This window comes from Rhizomicrobium electricum, from assembly GCF_011762045.1.
Classification (GTDB): domain Bacteria; phylum Pseudomonadota; class Alphaproteobacteria; order Micropepsales; family Micropepsaceae; genus Rhizomicrobium; species Rhizomicrobium electricum.
The window spans coordinates 98,134-115,321 of the sequence record NZ_JAASQS010000005.1; the positions used below are offsets into that span (position 1 = coordinate 98,134).

General features: G+C 62.9%; 14 protein-coding genes. 3 read left to right on the forward strand and 11 right to left on the reverse strand.

Features of this window, described 5'->3' with window-relative positions; genetic code table 11:
• Positions 1-80 precede the first annotated feature (80 nt).
• From kdsA to FHS84_RS11055, 3 genes are all read right to left on the reverse strand, one after another.
• Complete coding sequence (gene kdsA, locus FHS84_RS11045) at positions 81-920, reverse strand: 3-deoxy-8-phosphooctulonate synthase (RefSeq protein WP_166934118.1); 840 nt, start codon at positions 918-920, stop codon at positions 81-83.
• Between the two features lie 129 nt (positions 921-1,049).
• Complete coding sequence (locus FHS84_RS11050; protein WP_208393806.1) at positions 1,050-1,976, reverse strand: rhamnogalacturonan acetylesterase; 927 nt, start codon at positions 1,974-1,976, stop codon at positions 1,050-1,052.
• 93 nt (positions 1,977-2,069) lie between these two features.
• Positions 2,070-2,942 (reverse strand): polysaccharide biosynthesis/export family protein, encoded by an 873-nt coding sequence (locus FHS84_RS11055; protein ID WP_166934120.1) that lies wholly within the window; start codon positions 2,940-2,942, stop codon positions 2,070-2,072.
• 151 nt (positions 2,943-3,093) lie between these two features.
• Here FHS84_RS11055 and FHS84_RS11060 point away from each other — a divergent pair, with 151 nt between their 5' ends.
• Positions 3,094-3,393 carry a helix-turn-helix domain-containing protein gene (locus FHS84_RS11060; RefSeq protein WP_166934122.1) on the forward strand — a complete coding sequence of 100 codons (300 nt, stop codon included), beginning with the start codon at positions 3,094-3,096 and terminating at the stop codon, positions 3,391-3,393.
• A gap of 5 nt (positions 3,394-3,398) precedes the next feature.
• Here FHS84_RS11060 and FHS84_RS11065 read toward each other — a convergent pair whose 3' ends face one another.
• The 5 genes from FHS84_RS11065 to tpiA form a co-directional block, all read right to left on the reverse strand.
• Complete coding sequence (locus FHS84_RS11065; protein WP_166934124.1) at positions 3,399-4,241, reverse strand: GIY-YIG nuclease family protein; 843 nt, start codon at positions 4,239-4,241, stop codon at positions 3,399-3,401.
• A gap of 74 nt (positions 4,242-4,315) precedes the next feature.
• Positions 4,316-5,944, reverse strand: a complete 1,629-nt coding sequence (locus FHS84_RS11070) for a CTP synthase (RefSeq protein WP_166934127.1) — start codon at positions 5,942-5,944, stop codon at positions 4,316-4,318.
• A gap of 113 nt (positions 5,945-6,057) precedes the next feature.
• Positions 6,058-6,408, reverse strand: a complete 351-nt coding sequence (gene secG / locus FHS84_RS11075) for a preprotein translocase subunit SecG (protein ID WP_166934129.1) — start codon at positions 6,406-6,408, stop codon at positions 6,058-6,060.
• A gap of 236 nt (positions 6,409-6,644) precedes the next feature.
• On the reverse strand, positions 6,645-7,622 hold the full coding sequence (locus FHS84_RS11080; protein ID WP_166934131.1) for a response regulator: 978 nt from the start codon (positions 7,620-7,622) through the stop codon (positions 6,645-6,647).
• A 115-nt stretch (positions 7,623-7,737) separates the two neighbouring features.
• Complete coding sequence (tpiA, locus tag FHS84_RS11085; protein WP_425061561.1) at positions 7,738-8,511, reverse strand: triose-phosphate isomerase; 774 nt, start codon at positions 8,509-8,511, stop codon at positions 7,738-7,740.
• A 75-nt stretch (positions 8,512-8,586) separates the two neighbouring features.
• Here tpiA and FHS84_RS11090 point away from each other — a divergent pair, with 75 nt between their 5' ends.
• On the forward strand, positions 8,587-10,464 hold the full coding sequence (locus FHS84_RS11090) for a peptidylprolyl isomerase (RefSeq protein WP_166934133.1): 1,878 nt from the start codon (positions 8,587-8,589) through the stop codon (positions 10,462-10,464).
• 1 nt (position 10,465) lies between these two features.
• Complete coding sequence (gene trpE, locus FHS84_RS11095; protein ID WP_166934135.1) at positions 10,466-11,983, forward strand: anthranilate synthase component I; 1,518 nt, start codon at positions 10,466-10,468, stop codon at positions 11,981-11,983.
• A 68-nt stretch (positions 11,984-12,051) separates the two neighbouring features.
• On the opposite strand, the gene FHS84_RS11100 is transcribed toward trpE, so the two are convergent.
• The 3 genes from FHS84_RS11100 to FHS84_RS11110 form a co-directional block, all read right to left on the reverse strand.
• The gene (locus FHS84_RS11100) at positions 12,052-12,987 is read right to left on the reverse strand and encodes a divergent polysaccharide deacetylase family protein (RefSeq protein ID WP_166934137.1); all 936 of its coding nucleotides are present in this window, start codon (positions 12,985-12,987) and stop codon (positions 12,052-12,054) included.
• A gap of 152 nt (positions 12,988-13,139) precedes the next feature.
• Positions 13,140-14,132: a phospholipase C/P1 nuclease family protein gene (locus tag FHS84_RS11105; RefSeq protein ID WP_166934139.1), complete on the reverse strand. Its 993-nt coding sequence runs from the start codon at positions 14,130-14,132 to the stop codon at positions 13,140-13,142.
• A gap of 273 nt (positions 14,133-14,405) precedes the next feature.
• Positions 14,406-17,114 carry a TonB-dependent receptor gene (locus FHS84_RS11110; protein WP_166934141.1) on the reverse strand — a complete coding sequence of 903 codons (2,709 nt, stop codon included), beginning with the start codon at positions 17,112-17,114 and terminating at the stop codon, positions 14,406-14,408.
• Positions 17,115-17,188 lie beyond the last annotated feature (74 nt).

The following is a 17,188-nucleotide window of genomic DNA, read 5'->3' on the forward strand; positions in this document are numbered from 1 at the left end:
CTGCGCGGCTACTCTGGCGTGCAACAGCGATGACGCCAACGCGTCAGGTGCAAAACTTTTCCGCTCGGGTCGCGGCAGGATCAGCGCTTCTTGGCGACCGCGTCGATCGCGAGCAGGTCGTCCAGCAACGCCGGGAAGTCTTCCAGCCGCAGCATGTTGGGACCATCCGACGGAGCATGATCCGGGTCCTGATGCACTTCCAGGAACACCGCCGCCACGCCGACGGCCACCGCCGCGCGCGCCAGATACGGCACCATCGCCCGGTCGCCGCCGGTAGAAGTGCCCTGCCCGCCGGGCTGCTGCACCGAATGCGTGGCGTCGAACACCACCGGCACGCCGAGCCCGGCCATGATCGGCAGCGCCCGCATATCGGAAACCAGCGTGTTGTAGCCGAACGAGGCGCCGCGCTCGGTCGCCAGCACATTGGGATTGCCGGCACCGGTGATCTTGGCGATGACGTTCTTCATATCCCACGGCGCCAGGAACTGGCCTTTCTTGACGTTGACCACCTTATGGGTACGCGCCGCGGCGGTGAGAAGATCGGTCTGGCGGCAGAGGAACGCCGGAATCTGCAGCACGTCGACGGCCTCGGCCACGGCGGCGCATTGATCCTGCTCATGCACGTCGGTGAGAACCGGCAAACCCAGCTCCTCGCGGATGTCGGCGAAGATCGGCAGCGCCTGCTCCAGCCCCAAACCGCGCTGAGCGGAGGCGGAGGTGCGGTTGGCCTTGTCGAAGCTCGACTTGTAGATCAGCCCAACGCCGGCCTGGTCGCACATCTCCTTGAGGGCGGACGCCATCTCGAACGCGTGGGCGCGGCTTTCAAGCTGACAGGGGCCGGCAATGATCGAGAGTTTCTTGGTGTTGCCGATTTCGACGGAGCCGACTTTGACGACGGCATTGGGAGCGGTCTGGGTCATGCCGGCAGTCTAGCGGGACGGCGATGCGCTGCGCAAACGACCCGTTGTCCCGATACCTGCCCCATTCCGGCGGACCTCCCCGACGCGCAAAGTGCGACCGCGAGATTGCCTCGCGCGCGGGGGCAGAAATCACGGCAAGATGTCCTTGGACAGGTCCGGCACCGCCCGCGCGAGGCCGTCGGCGACCATGGCCGAGAAATAGAGCGCGCCGGTGGGGCCGAGGTGGGTGTAGTCGAACACTTGATTGAACGAGCCATGCGGACCGGGCGTGCTGGCCGCCGCCTTCTGCTGTTCGACGTTGACCTCGGTCTTGGTCAGTTTCGAGGACACCACGACGTTGCCCGATTTCGCCGCTTCCAGAACCTCGGGCGGCGGCGGGATTTCGGCAAGACGCGCCGCTTCCGCCGGACCGATGCCCTGCACGGCGGCCTGACTGCGGGCGTAAAGATCGATCAGCGGCACTTTCATCTCGGCCGCCACCTGACGGATTTTTTCCGCCCACAGGCCGAGATCGTCGCGCAGCTTGCCGTTGACGAAATTGCGGCGGGTCAACGGCGTGAGCAGCACCGGAATAGCTCCCGCCGCACGCGCTTCCTGCACATAAAGGCGCAGGTTGGCGGGGAACTCGGTTTCGAGATTGGTCGAACGGCCCGGCTTGCCCGGCTGGTCGTTGTGGCCGAACTGGATCAGCACATAGGTCGCCGTATAGCCCTTGGCGCGCATCTCGTTGAGGGCGTTATCCCACGAGCCTTCGGCGCGATAGGAATAGGTCGAGCGGCCGCCACGGGCGAGATTCACGCACGCCGTGAAGGCCGACACGTGGTAGGCGCAGAACGCCCCGCCCCATCCGGAATTCACTTGCGTAGTGGAGTCGCCGACGAGAACGATCTTTTTCGGCGCAATCGGTTTTGCCGCAGGGCGGTCGGTAATCGACGGATCGGCGATCGGCGAACGGGCGCCGAGAATCTCGTCGCCTTGCGCAACCGGCGGAGAAGTCTGCGCGGAAACCGGTGTCAGAAACGCCAGTGCCATAGCGGCTACAAAGATCGTCTTCATTGCGATGTCCGGAATAGTCGTCGCGGATGAGTTTATTCGGCCCCGGCCCGACAGGCAAACGGTCGGCGGTGCCGGACGCGCCTGCGGCGGTCGCTACTTCAGCAGGTACGCCGTGGTGGCGAAGGGAGAGATCAGGGGCGAGAGGATGCTCATCAACGCCCAATAGGCCGTGCGCTCCACCCGGATGACATCGCCGGGACGGATGCGCGTGGTCTCGTCGACCCGCATCGCGCGTTCCTTGCTTTCGCCCAGATGGCGAATCCAGATGGTCGACTCCACGGCGCGCTCGGTGTAGCCGCCCGCCAGCGCGATTGCGTTGGGCGCGGTCATAGCATCGACATAGGCATACTCGCCGGGCTTGGCGACTTCGCCGATGATGTAGAACGGCCGGTAGGTGACGATCTCGACCGAAACGCGAGGATTGAGCAGGAATCCGCCGTTCACGAACGTCTCGCCGATGCGGCCTTCGAGACTGAACGAAGTCTGGCCGGCAGCCTGGACTTGCCCCACCAGCGGCAGGCGCACAAAGCCCTGCCCGTCGATGGCGAACTCGCCCGACAGATCGGCCTCGTTGAAAATGGTGACACGCACCTTGTCGCCGGGCCCGAGGCGATACAGCGTATCCTCCGACGGACGTATCCCCGCGATGGTGACCTGCTCGTCCGAACGCGCCGCGGCGGCGCGCGGCTGAGGCGCCTGGGCGGCAGCCGGCGAAACGGGCGGCGCAGGCGCGACATTCACTTTGGCAGTCGGCGCAGCGACCGGCGCGCCGGGGACTTCCTCGGCCGGCGGCGGGTTCATCGTGGCATACCGCGGCATGCCTTCCGACGGCCTGAGCGGCGACGGGGCCGCCTGCGCCACACGCGCCGACGACAACGACACTTCCGTGACCTCGCGCGTATCCGCAGCCCACGCGCTACCCGCGCAGGCAAAAGCCACGGCGATGAGAAGGGTCCTCCAGGCCATGGGCCGAAGTCTAGAGGGGGACCAGTTTAGGAACTGCTAAGAGCTCAAGAACGGCAAAGAGCCTATGACGGGACGGGGTTTACAAAATCGGACGGCGCTTGATCGAGACTGATCCAATGGATTACCTTGTGGGGCTGACTGGAGTTCGGGCATGACTAGGAAAGTCGCTGAAAGTCTAGAACGGGGCTTGCGGCAGGCCATCGCCTACATGGACGGCACAGCCGACCTCGGCCAGTATCGCGTGCATGTGCCACGCGAGATCGATGTGAAAGCGATCCGGACCAAGCTGAAAATGACTCAGCAGGAATTCGCGGCGACGTTCGGGTTCTCGATCAACACCCTGCGCCATTGGGAACAAGGCAAGCGCGTGCCGGAAGGTCCAACGCGGGCGTACCTGTTGGTGATCGATCGCGCTCCGAAGACGGTGCAGAAGGCTCTGCGGGCTGCGTAATACGGCTAGCCGTTCCGGTTGAGACCCATTTCTCGGCTCTGTAGCTTGCGTATCCAGCGATACTCCATGGCCAGGATATCTTCGGTCACCTTGTCTGTACCGGCGACTTCGAGAATAGAAACTCGATAATCACTTGGATTACGGGATTTCAATCCGATATTTCCACCATGCCCTGTTCGACAGTATTCCAGCCAACGTCCCCAAAATCCGTTCGCCCCCGTTGCCGATCCCACGTATTGCTCGTGGGTCGTTGGACACGTGAGAAGATAAACACCCTTTGACGAACTAAGCGTTGATATCCACCCTGGCGGCAGGAACTCAATTCTTGAAAGCGGCTCCGAGAAATTCAGAAACCCCGGAAACGGGTCTTCCTGAAATCTCTCCCTCAATTCTACAATTACCTTGTCCTGATGATCCGCACGTTGCACCCACGCGCGCGTACCATCGCCCCATTCAATAAAAAGCTTACCGTCGAACTCCTGAAAGGCTGGGTCGAGGTTGATAGTATAAATATCCTGGCTGTTAGCTGGTTCGACTATTCCATTCCGCCAAGGGCATTCGCGCTCCGCCTCAAGTATCCCTTGATAGGTCGCATCGTACATACCAACAAAGAGGGTTTTGCAGTCCGGCGTAGCGACAAACGAAGCCCACTTTGGAGCACGTTGAAATTTTGAGCGATTACCAATTGCTTGGTGCGATTGGTATGTCTCAAACATTGGCCGGTCATCTCGCCACATTTCATACGGCGAGCGCCCCCGATCAGATCGGGTGTCCTTGTGTCGAATAAGTATCACATCTTTCGGCGCAATATGGGCTTGTGCCAAAAGCATATTGAACTTGATTGGCATCTCCTCCCCCGTCGTCTGGATGGCCGGGTCAAATGCCCGGCCATGACGAGGGTGAAGATACATCCGAGCGGTTTTTACACCAGCCTGCCCTGTTTCACCGCAGCGGCGATGAAGCTCTTGAACAGCGGGTGCGGCGCGAAGGGTTTCGACTTCAGTTCGGGATGGAACTGGACGCCGATGAACCACGGGTGCGCCGGGATTTCCATGATCTCAGGGAGCTTGCCGTCGGGCGACCAGCCGGAGACCACCAGCCCCTTCGCGGCGAGCTGATCCACGTAGTTCGTGTTCACCTCGTAGCGGTGGCGATGGCGCTCGGAGATCGTGTTGGAACCGTAGACCTCCTCCACCTTGCTGCCCTTGGAGAGCACGGCGGGATAAGCGCCCAACCGCATGGTGCCGCCGAGATCGGTGGTTTCGGTGCGGGTCTCGACCTTGTTGCCTTTGATCCATTCGGTCATCAGCGCGATGACGGGATGCTTGGGCGTGCCGTTCTCGGTGGTGTTGGCGTCTTCCAGATTGCACAGATTGCGCGCCGTCTCGATCACCGCCATGTGCAGGCCGTAGCAGATGCCGAAGAACGGCACCTTGTGCTCGCGCGCGAACTTCACCGCCGCGATTTTGCCTTCGACACCGCGCTCGCCGAAACCGCCCGGCACCAGGATGCCGTTGACGCCTTCGAGGAAGGTGGCCGCGTCGTCACGCTCGAAGATCACGCTGTCGATCATCTCGATGCGGACCTTGACGTTGTTGGCCAGACCGCCATGCACCAGGGCTTCCGACAGCGACTTGTAGGAGTCCTTGACCTGCATGTACTTGCCGACCACGGCGATGCGCACTTCGCCTTCGGGGTTCTTCACCCGGTCGACCACCCAGTCCCACTTGGTGAGATCGGGCGACGGCGCATCGGTGATGCCGAACACCTTGAGCAGCTCCACGTCGAAGCCGACGTCGTGATAGGCCTTGGGCGCTTCGTAGATGGTCTTGAGGTCGAGCGCGGGAATGACGCGCTCCTTCGGCACGTTGCAGAACAGGCCGATTTTCTTGCGCTCTTCTTCCGGAATCGGCTTCTCGGAGCGGCACAGCAGAATGTCGGGCTGAATGCCGATGGCGCGCAGTTCCTTCACGGAGTGCTGCGTCGGCTTGGTCTTCAACTCACCGGCGGCACCGAGATACGGCACCAGCGTCAGGTGAATGAAGGCGTGATGATCGCGGCCGAGATCGTTGCCGAGCTGGCGGATCGCTTCGAAGAACGGCAGCCCCTCGATGTCGCCGACAGTGCCGCCGATTTCGCAGAGCAGGAAGTCGACGTCGTCCGAACCCGCAAGGGCGAATTCCTTGATCATGTCGGTGACGTGCGGAATGACCTGCACCGTGCGGCCGAGATATTCGCCGCGGCGCTCCTTCTCGATCACCTGCTGGTAGATGCGGCCCGACGTGATGTTGTCGGCCTTCGACGACGCAACGCCGGTGAAGCGCTCGTAGTGCCCGAGATCCAGATCGGTCTCGGCGCCGTCGTCGGTGACGTACACCTCGCCGTGCTGGTGGGGACTCATCGTCCCCGGATCAACGTTGAGATAAGGGTCGAGTTTGCGAAGGCGGACTTTATAGCCACGCGCTTGCAAGAGGGCTCCGAGAGCCGCGGAGGCCAGGCCTTTTCCGAGGGAAGAAACCACGCCGCCGGTGATGAAGATTAACCGCGCCATGGAAGGCCACCATGTCGAAAGAACCGCGAAGTCTCAAGCACAAACATCAGAGATTCTTCTCGCCTGAAACTTTGTCTCAGGCGCCTCAAGTCAAGTTGCTGAATTTTCTACTGTTAGTGAGGCGTCGGAACTGAAGGGCCCTGCGGCGCGGGCGCCTGCTGGACCGGCTTTTGCGCCGGCTGTGTCGGAACCGGACGCGAATCAAATGCCGACTGCTGCTTGTGGGCGCGCGCCACCAGCAGGTTCAAAGCCAGGCAAACCACGAAAAACATCACCGCGAGCCATGACGTCGTACGCGTCAAGGTGTCGGCCGCACCGCGCGGGCTGAAAAGGCCGCCGAAACCGCCACCGCCGCCACCACCGCCGCCGATGCCGAGCGCACCGCCCTCGGAACGCTGCAACAGGATGAACACGATCAGAAGGACCGCGACGACGAGCTCGATGACCAACAGGAGGGTTTGCATGCCTGAACCTTAGCTTTTTCGAGGTCGCGGCGCGTCGACGCAAAACCGCGCACACTTTGCGCGCGCCACTTCGGAAGCCCCGGCTTTTAGAGGAGAAATTCGGGAATGGGAAGGCGGCGCACTCCCCCTCGGTCCTGCCGCTGCGCGGCAATCCACCTCCCCCGCCATCCGGCCGGCATCGCCCCTGGGTCCGCGGGGCCGGGAATGTCGGGGATGGACCAGAATTAGGAAAATCGTCAGCCCGCTTCGGCCTTCGGCAGCGGATTTTCTGCGTTTATGAGGCCCAGCGAGCGGGCGTGGATCTTTTCCACGGTCTCCTCGATGGCCCTCAGGTGGTCCGCCTTCGGCTTTTCCGGCTGCAACAGCTGGTTCAGGTTCAGCGCGGCATGTCCAAGCAGGTGCATGGAGGCGTTGCGATCGACTCCGAAGTGAAGCCCCTCCACCGCCGCCTGGATCGATTCGCACCATTCCTGGGCCTTCTCGAAGTCGGTCAAACGGCAGCGCTTGGCCATCGACTGCGTCAAATGGGCCAGTTTGGCCAAATAGGTAACCCCGCTGGGATCGTCCGGCTCCTGCAGCAGCCGCCACAGGATGCAGATCTGGAAAGCATCGCGGCGCAGCTTTTCGGAGTTCAGGGTCTCCTTGGCCGAGCGCAACTCCCGGCTGAGCCGGGCCTGGGCCTCATGGACCGAGAGGCCGTCCATAGCCTTCATCTTGAGGGAATTGGGTGGCCGAAACAGATCCACGGTGGATACACGGGTCGGATCGCTGCGACGGTCGGGACCGACATAATCGTGGGTGATGACGAAGTTTTTCCGCCGTTCGACATGGGTATCGATGCGCGAGCCAAGCACACTCACGGAGAACGGCCGCAACAGTAGATCGTCGGCGCCCGAATTCAGCACCCGGTTGACCAGGGAATGGGTTTTCTCCCAGGCGGTGACGATGATGACCAGGAACGGATTGGCGTAACCGCTGATGCCCTGTCGCAAATCCTGGATCATCTCGCACAACTTGGCATCCGCGCCTTGCGCCTCGCACAAGGCCAAGTCGGGCGCACTCCGCCAGATGATCTCGTTGAACGCCTCGAGGGAGGGAGCGGCTTCGACTTTGCGAAAGCCAAGCGACAGGAGCGCCGCGCGGGTCGCATTTCCGTGCGACGCCACCGGATCGTAGATGACCGTATCCGTGGTCTCGTAATTGAGCCTAGGCATCGGCCCACCATTCTTGCGGTTAAGAGTTTGCCGCTCGCCCGGTTAAGGAATGGTGGGCCGTATTGGTTAAGAGCTTTATCTGCCGCGGTTTTTTACAACGCAACGGCAGGTAAAATCATGGCGCGGCGTCAACGATGGTAAGGAAATCGGCCGCCTTCAGGCTGGCGCCGCCGACCAAAGCTCCGCCGACTTCCGGCTGGGCCAGGATTTCCTTGGCATTCTTCGGGTTCACCGAGCCGCCGTACAGGATCTCGATGGTCTTGCCGGCATCGCCGAAGCGCTTCACCAGCTCCGCCCGGATGTGGCGGTGCATGGCAGCGATGTCGTCGTTGGTCGGCGTGCGGCCGGTGCCGATGGCCCAAACCGGCTCATAAGCGATGGCGACGGTGTGCGACGTGGCGTCCGCCGGCACGCTATGGGCAAGCTGGTAGCTGACCACCTCTTCGTGCTTGCCCGCGACCCGCTCGGCCTCGGTCTCGCCGATGCAGATCATGACCCCCAGACCGGCCCGCCAAGCGGCTTGCGCCTTGGAAGCGATCAACTCGTCCGATTCGGCGTGGTACTGGCGGCGCTCGGAATGGCCGACAATGGTCCAGGTCGCGCCGGCATCCTTCAGCATTTCGGGGGCAATATCGCCCGTAAACGCACCCGAAACCTTCGGATGGCAGTCCTGACCGCCGACTCCCACGGTCGAACCGGCCGCAGCTTTTGCCACCCGCTCCACCAGCGTGGCGGGCGGGCAGATCACCACTTTGACGCCGTCCCGCGGCTTCAACCCGGCGATCAGGGCCTTAACCTCCTGCAGAGAGGCCTCCAGGCCGTTCATTTTCCAGTTTCCTGCGATCAACAAGCGCATCTCCTTGCCGTTAAGAATGGCCCTCCCTATCATCCGCCGCATCTCACCGCCATGCGATTTCATCGCCTCGGCAAACCGGCCAGAAACGGACACGTCATGCTTCAGGAAATGCGGAAATATACCAAATCGTGGATCGCCAATATTTTCCTTGGCGTCCTGGCCCTCAGCTTCGTGTCCTGGGGCGTCGGCGATATGGTCAGCGGGCGCACCGACACCTCGGTGGCCAAAGTCGGCGGCACGGTCATCGACCGGACGGAATTCAGCCGCGACTTCCAGAACGCCATGAAGCAGGAAGGCGCCCGCCGCGGCGAGCCCACCATCAACGCCGACGAAGCCCGCAAGCTCGGCCTCGGCGACGCCGTGCTGGAAAGCAAGATTTCCCAGACCGCGCTCGACAACGTGGTGAAGAAGCTCGGCCTCACGGTCAGCGATGCCCAGGTCGTCGCCACCATCCAGCGCATCCCCAGCTTCTCCGGCCTGACCGGCCAGTTCGACCGCCGCGTCTTCCTGCAAGCCATCGAACGCTTCGGTTATTCCGAGCAGGGCTTCATCGAGCTGATGCGGTCCGACATGGCCCGCGCCCAGCTTTCGCGTGCGCTCGAAGGCGGCTTCACCCTGCCGCCGGGCTACGCCAAGTACCTGTTCGCCTATTTCTTCGAGACCCGCGCCGCCGATTACATCGTGGTCGAAGACAAGGCGCTCGGTGCCATCCCGACCCCGCCCGACGCGACCCTGCAAACTTACATCAAGGCCCATGCCGACCGGTTCTCGACGCCGGAATACCGCGACGTGACCTATGCGTGGCTGGCGCCGTCGGACGTGATGGCGCAGATCAAGGTCACCGACGATCAGATCAAGCAGGCCTACACCGAGAACAAAGGCACCTATGTCATTCCGGAAAAGCGCGACGTAGAGCAGATCCTGTTCTCGAGCGAAGCGGCGGCCAAGGCGGCCTACGAGAAGGCTTCGAAAGGCACCAAGTTCGAAGATCTCACCAATGAAAAGGGCGAGAAGCCGACGGCCCAGCCGGCTCTGACGACGGCAGACTTCGACGCCGCCACCGCCAAAGCGGTGTTCGCTCTCGCCAAGGACGGCATCACGGCGCCGCAGAAGACGCCTGCGGGCGGCTGGCAGATCGTCCGGGTCACGGGCATCACGCCGGGCGTCAACCGCACGCTCGATCAGGTGAAAGAGGAAATCCGCAGCAAGCTGGCGCTCGACGGCGCCATTGCCAAGCTGACCGACATCTCCAACGCCTATACCGATCAGTCGAGCAAAGGTCTCAGCCTGACCGAAGCCGCGAAAGCCGTGGGCATGCATACCGGCCGCGTGCAAGCGGTCGACGCCCAGGGCCTCGGCCCGGACGGCAAGAAGACCGCTGCGCCCGACGATCAGGAATTCCGCGAACTGGTGTTCCGGACCGAAGCCGGCGAAGAAGGCGATCCGCAGGTCACCAAGCAGAACGTCATCTATGTCGTGTCGGTCAGCGGCGCGACCCCGCCGAAACTGAAGCCGCTCGATCAGGTGCGCGAGCAGGCCCTCGCCGGCTGGACGGCGCAAGAACGCGCCCGCCTCTTGAAGCAGAAGGCGCAGCAGCTCGCCGCGCAGGCCAACAAGGACGGCTCGCTCGACGGAGCCGCCAAGGCGATCGGGGCGACCATTCAGAAGAGCCCGGCCATCCCGCACAACTTCACCGACGACACGTTCGGGCCCGATGTGGTGCGGGCGGTGTTCCAGGCCGGTCCGGGCAAGGCCGCGATGGGTCCGAAAGCCAAAGGCGGCGGCTATGTCATCGCGCGCGTCACCGGCATCGTGCATCCGGCGATTTCCGAAAAGGATCCGCGCTTCCTGATGGCGGCGCGCCAACTCGGAGCCCAGGCCGGGACGTCCATCAGCGAGTCCTACGTTGCCGAGCAGCGCGACGAGCAGAAGGTCGTCTACAACCGCAAGAACATCGACAGCGTCCAGGGCGGAGAGCCGCAGTAAAATGTCTATCCTTCCCGCTTTTGCCGACTTCGCCCCGCGCTACCAAGCGGGCGAGGCGCAGGTTCTGTACGCCCGTCTGGTCGCCGATCTGGAGACGCCCGTCTCCGCCTATCTGAAGCTTGCCGAAGGACGCCAGAACGCGTTCCTGCTCGAAAGCGTGCAAGGCGGCGAAGCACGGGGGCGCTATTCGATGATCGGCCTCAAGCCCGATCTGATCTGGCGCTATTGGAACGGCAAGGCGGAGATCAATCGCACCGCGCGCGCCACCCCCGACCTGTTCGAACCGGATGCGGAGACCAATCCGCTGAAGTCGCTGCGGCGTCTCTTGAAGGAAACCAAGCTCACCCTGCCCGAGGGCGTGCCGCCGATGGCGGTGGGTCTCTACGGCTATCTCGGCTACGACATGGTGCGGCTGATCGAAAAGCTGCCCAACGTGCCGAAGGACACGCTGGGATTGCCCGACGCGATCCTGATGCGGCCGTCGATCGTGGCGGTCTTCGATTCCGTGCGCGACGAAATCCTGATCGTGTCGCCGGTGTGGCCGGAACCGGGGGTCGACGCCCGCGCCGCCTACGCCCGCACCGCCGAACGCATCAACGACACCATCGCCGATCTCGAACGGCCGCTGCCGGTCACGACGGTTCCCGAACACCTGCCGAACGGGCCGGTCGAATCCAACATGACCCATGCCGAGTACATGGACATGGTGGCCAAGGCCAAGGAGTACATCCTGGCGGGCGATATCTTCCAGGTGGTGCCGAGCCAGCGTTTCCGCCGGCCGTTCACCCTGCCCTCGTTCTCGCTCTATCGCGCGCTGAGGCGGCTGAATCCGTCGCCGTTCCTCTATCACCTCGCCTTCCCCGGCTATTCGATCGTCGGATCGAGCCCGGAAGTGCTGGTGCGGCTGCGCGACAACAAGGTCACCATCCGTCCGATTGCCGGAACGCGTCCGCGCGGCAAGACGCCGGAAGAAGACAAGCGCCTCGCCGAGGAACTGATCGCCGATCCGAAGGAGCGCGCCGAACATCTGATGTTGATCGATCTCGGCCGCAACGACGTCGGCCGCATCGCCAAGACCGGCGAAGTGACGGTGACCGACAGCTTCTTCATCGAGCGCTACAGCCATGTGATGCACTTGGTGTCGAACGTCGAAGGCGTGATCCGCGACGATCTCGATGCGGTCGATGCGCTGGCGGCGGGCCTGCCCGCAGGCACGCTGACCGGGGCGCCGAAAATCCGCGCGATGGAAATCATCGACGAGTTCGAGAAAGAAAAGCGCGGCGCGGCCTATGCGGGCGCGGTCGGCTATTTCGCCTGCGACGGTTCGATGGACACCTGCATCATGCTGCGCACCGCCCTCGTCAAGGACGGCACGATGTATGTGCAGGCCGGCGGCGGCATCGTCGCCGACAGCGTGCCGGAACTGGAATTCCAGGAAACGGTCAACAAGGCGAAAGCTCTGATGACCGCCGCCGACGAAGCCGTGCGCTTCGCCAACGCCGCGAAGCGGGGGCAGTAGGCTCGTCGCGAGCGCCCCCCTTCGGCGCTTCGCGCCACTTCCCCCCGCCACTGCGGAGGGCAGAAAACTTACTTCCGCGCCAGTTCGACGCCCATCTCCCACTCCGTCTTCATGCGGATGGCGGTCGAGACCGGGATCAGGCGGAAGCCCTGCTGCGTCTCACACCAGCGGGTGAGAATGTCGAGCGTGGCGGCGTGCGGGTGGCCGATGGCGATGGCGACACCGTTGGCGCGGGCCGTCTTTTCCAGTTCGCGCAATTGCGCCTGCACGGCGGACGACGACGGATCGTCGTCGAGAAAGACGTCGCGATCCGAACTCGGCACGCCGAAGGCGCGCGCCACCGGTACGACCTGCGTCAGCGCCGTGGTGCGGGAGTCGAGGAAGAAGACACCACGGCCGTACAGCCGCTCGGCCACCGGGATCAGCGCCAGACGATCGGCGGTGAAGAGACTGCCCTCGTGATTGTTGATACCGGCATAGAACGGCACCCGCGACAGCGCCCAATCGAGGCGGCGGATATTCTCCTCCTCCGGCAGATCGCGGCGTAGCGCGTTCTTGAGCGAACCGTCGCGATCGCGCGGCGATTCCATCGGCACATGGACCATGATCTCGTGACCGGCGCGATGCGCTTCTTCGGCGAGGCGCGGCGTCTCGGACGGGTCCGGCAAAAACGACAGCGACACCTCTTTCGGCAGCGCGATGGCGCGGCGGTTCTGCCCGACGTCGTTGCCCATGTCGTCGATCAGGATCGCAATGGCCGGAAGCGGGCGCGCTTTGGCGACCGGCGGCGCCGGAACGGCAGCCGCTTCGGCGACGGATGGCGACGGCGTGCTGTAGCGGACCACGACCCGGCTCAAAGGCTGGATGACGATGTCCTGCCATTCGGCGCTGGCCTGCGCTTCGAGAACGCCGGTCGGCGTCACGACATCGGTCAGCGCCGGCAGGCCTGCGAGGGCGCCCGGTCCGCCGACCCCAACGGCCAGCGCGAAGATGATCCAGAACACGACCTCGATCCCGCGCCGTGCCGAGCGGTTCGGCCGCGGGTTCGTGTGGGTCGAGCGATTCGGATCGCGCCGGGGCATGAACCAGTACCGCCCAGCCGCGATTGAGAGTCAACGCCGGGCGATTTGGGGCCGGGCGATTATGGACCTGGCGGTTACTGGCTCAGGGACTCGGTGGGATCGACCGTGCCGGCGAGGATGTCGGCGACCTTCTTCTCGGGATAGCCGACACTCATCTCGGCGCTCTTGTGCCAAGCGTCGATCACCATGTCGCGCAGCTCGGCCGCCCCGCGTCCCAATTCCTTGGTGACGAAGGCATTCATCTCGGGCGAATGCTTGGTCAGGCCGACCTTCTTTTCGAGCCGGTAGAGCGGCACGACTTCGGACTCCGACGCGGCGAGATAATCGGCCGTGCGGGTCCAGATCTCGCACTTGCAGTCGCGAACCGCCGGCATCGCCTTGGCAATGTCCTTTTCGGTGATATTGCCGTGGACATAGCTGCTTTCGAACGGCGAATGAATCTTGGCCTCGGTGAAGCCGTCGGGGTTCGGGTACTTGCCCCAGCCGTTGAAGTGGACGGTGACATGGAGCGGCTGGCTGCCGTCGCCGACGTAATGCGACCAGGTGCCGAGATCGTGCAGCACGATCTTCTCGCGCATGACGCGGTCCTTGGCGTACCAGGCGCGCGCTTCCGGCGTCTTGGCATTGGTCTCGCCCCAGGCGGCAACGCGCCAATAGGCAAAATCCTTGGCCAGACGCTGGAACCCCTGCTGGATCGAATACGGCAGATAGCCTTGCTTGTACTGGGTGGTGCCGCCCTTGTTGAGCGCCTCGTCGTACTGCTCGCGGCTGACCGGCAGCTTGGCCAGCGGCACGCCGGAAATAGTGCCGTCGTCACCGACATCGGCGAAATGGCCGGGGCTGTTCTCTTCGTCGAACGAGCGGCCGGCGCCTTTCACCCGATCGGCTTCGGGCGCGAGATAACCCGCCTCTTCCACCGCCGCCGGTGAGCGCACAAAAGCCGGAAGCTCGTCGGGCAGCGACTGCACCGCGACCGTCGAAATCATGCGGTGGCCGTCCGCGCCCCAACCCATGGCCGCCGACGACAAAACGATGGCCGCAACCGAACCCATCAGCACTTTGCGCATGACTCACCTCCGCTCAGCACGGCTGTTATGGCAGGCCCTTGTGACGGCGCAAAGACCGGCGATGGACCCGCGCGAGCCTTCGCGCCTGCGGCAAAACCATGGATGCACCGCAACACGTGCACAACCATCGCGCATCACCCGGAACGCGATCTGCTGCCCGACACGATCCTGTGGATGGTTCATCCGGCCGACAGTTTCCGGCCACGCCCCGCAAAGAAAAACCGGCCGGAGATCGCTCCCCGGCCGGCTTCGTTTCGATACCGAATCTGAATTCTAGAACACGCTACGCAGTTCGATCTGGAACGTACGCGGCGAGCCCACCGACAGCAGCGGATACGACGTGCAGCCCACCGTCACGTGGCCCGCATACGGCGTGAAGCAGTTCCTGGTCGTCGAAATGTTGCCGAAATAATTCCGGTCGAACAGGTTGGTTACGTTGAACTTGAGATAGGACTTGTCCCAACCCAGTTCGCTGAGGTCGTAACGGACGTCGGCGTTGGCAACGAAGTAATCCGGCACGCGATAGTCGTTGGTGTCGGTGCCGTAACGACGGCTGACATACTTGCCGCCGAGACCGAACTGGAAGCCGTAAATCCGATACTGGATGCGGGTCGCTTCCGTCCAATTCGGGGTTTCGACAACTTCCTTGCCTGCGATCGAGACGTGGTCGTCCTTACCCGTGCCTGTATAGATCACGGCCATCGGACCGTCCACTACGCGCGAGTGCAGGTACGAAACCGACTGATAGATATCGAGGTTGTCGATCGGCGACAGAGTGCCTTCGAAGTCGACACCGTCCATGTTCACGTTGCCGATATTGTGATCGACGCTGATGCCTTGAGTCGGATCGTAGGTGGAGACGATGCGGTTCTTGTACTGGGTGTTCCAGAACGTCACCGAGGCACTCGCCCATTCGCCCGTGAAGCGATAGCCGAAGTTGTACGTCGCGGTGGTTTCCGGGCTGACGTTGGTTGCGAAGGTGCCGAACCGGCAGGCCGACAACACCGACGGTGTCTTTTCCGCGGCTGAGAGCGCAGTCTGGCACGACGCGTCGCCGTTGGTGCCGCCGTTGTACAGATTGTCGGTACGCGGAACCGAGATGCCCTGCGCATAGCTCGTGAAGAACTGATGCTCGGGGCCGAGCGGCAGCCACGAAATACCGGCATTCGGCAGGGTCCGGCTGTAGCTGACGTTGTAGTCGCCAGGCTTGGTGTAGTAATTCTTCGACGTGTCGAATTTATACACCCCCATCGTCGCCAGGTTGGCCAGCTGCACGGTTCCGGTCTTGGGCGCGGCCGTCGTGCAATAGCCGTAACCGGTGGTCTGGTTGTAGCAGTACTGGTGCAGTTCGCGCTCGAAGAACGGCAGACGGACACCGACGCTGACGCGCAACGTGTCCTGCAGGTAGCGGCCTTCGTAGTTGAACGAGAACTGATTGAGGCTCGCATAGGACTTGCGATCGCGCTGGCGCAGCGCATAACCGTCGGCGTTCTTGACCTGATGATCGGAGTCGCGCAGGCCGCCGAAGATATCGGCCGGGCCGTTGACGCTGTCGAACGTCGACCACTGGCCGGTCTGGCGATGCAGGCCCCAGTCGAACACATAGGCGAACTGCAAGGTGTTCTCGTCGTTCACCGCATAGATCAACTGGGCGTTGATGCCATAACGGCGGGTGTTGGTGTTGTTCGGCGTGAACTCGCCAACCGTGTCGAGAATGTCGCCGTCGCCGTTGAGATCGCAACCGTTACCGGCGAGGCAGGTATAAGGCGTGACGCGCGCATTGTTCTTCGCCGCACCCGTCAACACCGTACCGGTCGTCGAGCCGACCAGTTTCGTATCGGTTTCCGAGACATTGGTGTAGCCGCCACCGTTCGCCAGAACGTACTGGAAGTTGGTGTCGAACGTGAAGGTCAGGTTGGAGCTCAGATGCCAGAGCGACGACATGCGGATATTGCCGGTGTCGGACGGATTGACACGCACTTTATAGAAACTGGAGCAGCCATCTTTGTCTGGCGCGCCGGCAACCGCCGCCCGCGTACAGGTCGGGTCTTCGTCGTAACCAAGACCGAAACCGCCGAGCGCGTTCGGATCGGTGCCGGTGTATTGGCCGTTCGCGTCCAGAGCAACGTTCGGAGCGTAGACGGCATAGTTCGAACCAGCCGTTGGATAGAAGGCTGTCGAGGCCGGAACAGGCAGGAACGTTACGCCGTTGTACTGGTCGTTACGATTGCGGTTGAAGTGCGCCGCGAGGTTGATCCAGCCGAGATCGCCCATGCCCTGATAGATGTCGGCGTTGATCTGGTTCTTCTGCAGATTACCCGGACCCTTGAACTTGTCGTACATCGTGTACGAATAGGTCGCGAACGCGCGCGTGCCCCACGGGCCGATCTCTCCCGAGTCGACGCGGAAGAAGGCGCGACGGTAATTGAAGCTGCCCAGCGCCGTATCGGCCAGCACGCCCCAGTTTTCGGCCGGCTTGGCGGTGCGAATGTTGATGACGCCGCCGGTGGAGGACGCCGTCGGGCTGTCGACGTCGGTCGTGCCCTGGTTCACCGAAGCCCGGTCGATGATTTCGGTATCGACGACCTGGTTGGTGTAGGTGGCGTAGTTGCCGGTGTCGTTGAGCGGCATGCCGTCCCACGTGAACGAGATGCGGTTACCGTCCATGCCGTGCATGCGGATATTGCCGCCGCTGTTGCCGTACGGGTCGGAGTTGGTGAAGTTCAGGCCCGGAACCAAGTTCAGGGTATCGAAGACCGTCTGGCCGGAAGGCTGCGTGGTGATGAAGTCCTGCGTGATGACCGAACGCTGCTTCGGAACTTCCAGCGTCGTCATCATGCCGCTGAGTTTCACCTTGGTGCCGGTCACGACGACCGTTTCGACTTCCGCAGTACCGGTGGACTGTGCGAACGCCGGCGTTATTGCAAGCGCCAAGAGCGCTACCGGGGCAACGCTCGTGAACAGTCTCTTTGTTACTCTCATTGTCTTCCCCTCAATGGTTCAGTGGGTTCTCGCACCAAGCACGGCGGTGCTTTTCTCCGTCGCCGCACACTCGG

Excerpts from the sequence above, each read along its gene's own strand:
- kdsA (WP_166934118.1), bottom strand. The coding sequence starts at position 920 with ATGACCCAGACCGCTCCCAATGCCGTCGTCAAAGTCGGCTCCGTCGAA.
- FHS84_RS11050 (WP_208393806.1), bottom strand. The coding sequence starts at position 1,976 with ATGAAGACGATCTTTGTAGCCGCTATGGCACTGGCGTTTCTGACACCG.
- FHS84_RS11055 (WP_166934120.1), bottom strand. The coding sequence starts at position 2,942 with ATGGCCTGGAGGACCCTTCTCATCGCCGTGGCTTTTGCCTGCGCGGGT.
- FHS84_RS11060 (WP_166934122.1), top strand. The coding sequence starts at position 3,094 with ATGACTAGGAAAGTCGCTGAAAGTCTAGAACGGGGCTTGCGGCAGGCC.
- FHS84_RS11065 (WP_166934124.1), bottom strand. The coding sequence starts at position 4,241 with ATGCCAATCAAGTTCAATATGCTTTTGGCACAAGCCCATATTGCGCCG.
- FHS84_RS11070 (WP_166934127.1), bottom strand. The coding sequence starts at position 5,944 with ATGGCGCGGTTAATCTTCATCACCGGCGGCGTGGTTTCTTCCCTCGGA.
- secG (WP_166934129.1), bottom strand. The coding sequence starts at position 6,408 with ATGCAAACCCTCCTGTTGGTCATCGAGCTCGTCGTCGCGGTCCTTCTG.
- FHS84_RS11080 (WP_166934131.1), bottom strand. The coding sequence starts at position 7,622 with ATGCCTAGGCTCAATTACGAGACCACGGATACGGTCATCTACGATCCG.
- tpiA (WP_425061561.1), bottom strand. The coding sequence starts at position 8,511 with ATGATAGGGAGGGCCATTCTTAACGGCAAGGAGATGCGCTTGTTGATC.
- FHS84_RS11090 (WP_166934133.1), top strand. The coding sequence starts at position 8,587 with ATGCGGAAATATACCAAATCGTGGATCGCCAATATTTTCCTTGGCGTC.
- trpE (WP_166934135.1), top strand. The coding sequence starts at position 10,466 with ATGTCTATCCTTCCCGCTTTTGCCGACTTCGCCCCGCGCTACCAAGCG.
- FHS84_RS11105 (WP_166934139.1), bottom strand. The coding sequence starts at position 14,132 with ATGCGCAAAGTGCTGATGGGTTCGGTTGCGGCCATCGTTTTGTCGTCG.
- FHS84_RS11110 (WP_166934141.1), bottom strand. The coding sequence starts at position 17,114 with ATGAGAGTAACAAAGAGACTGTTCACGAGCGTTGCCCCGGTAGCGCTC.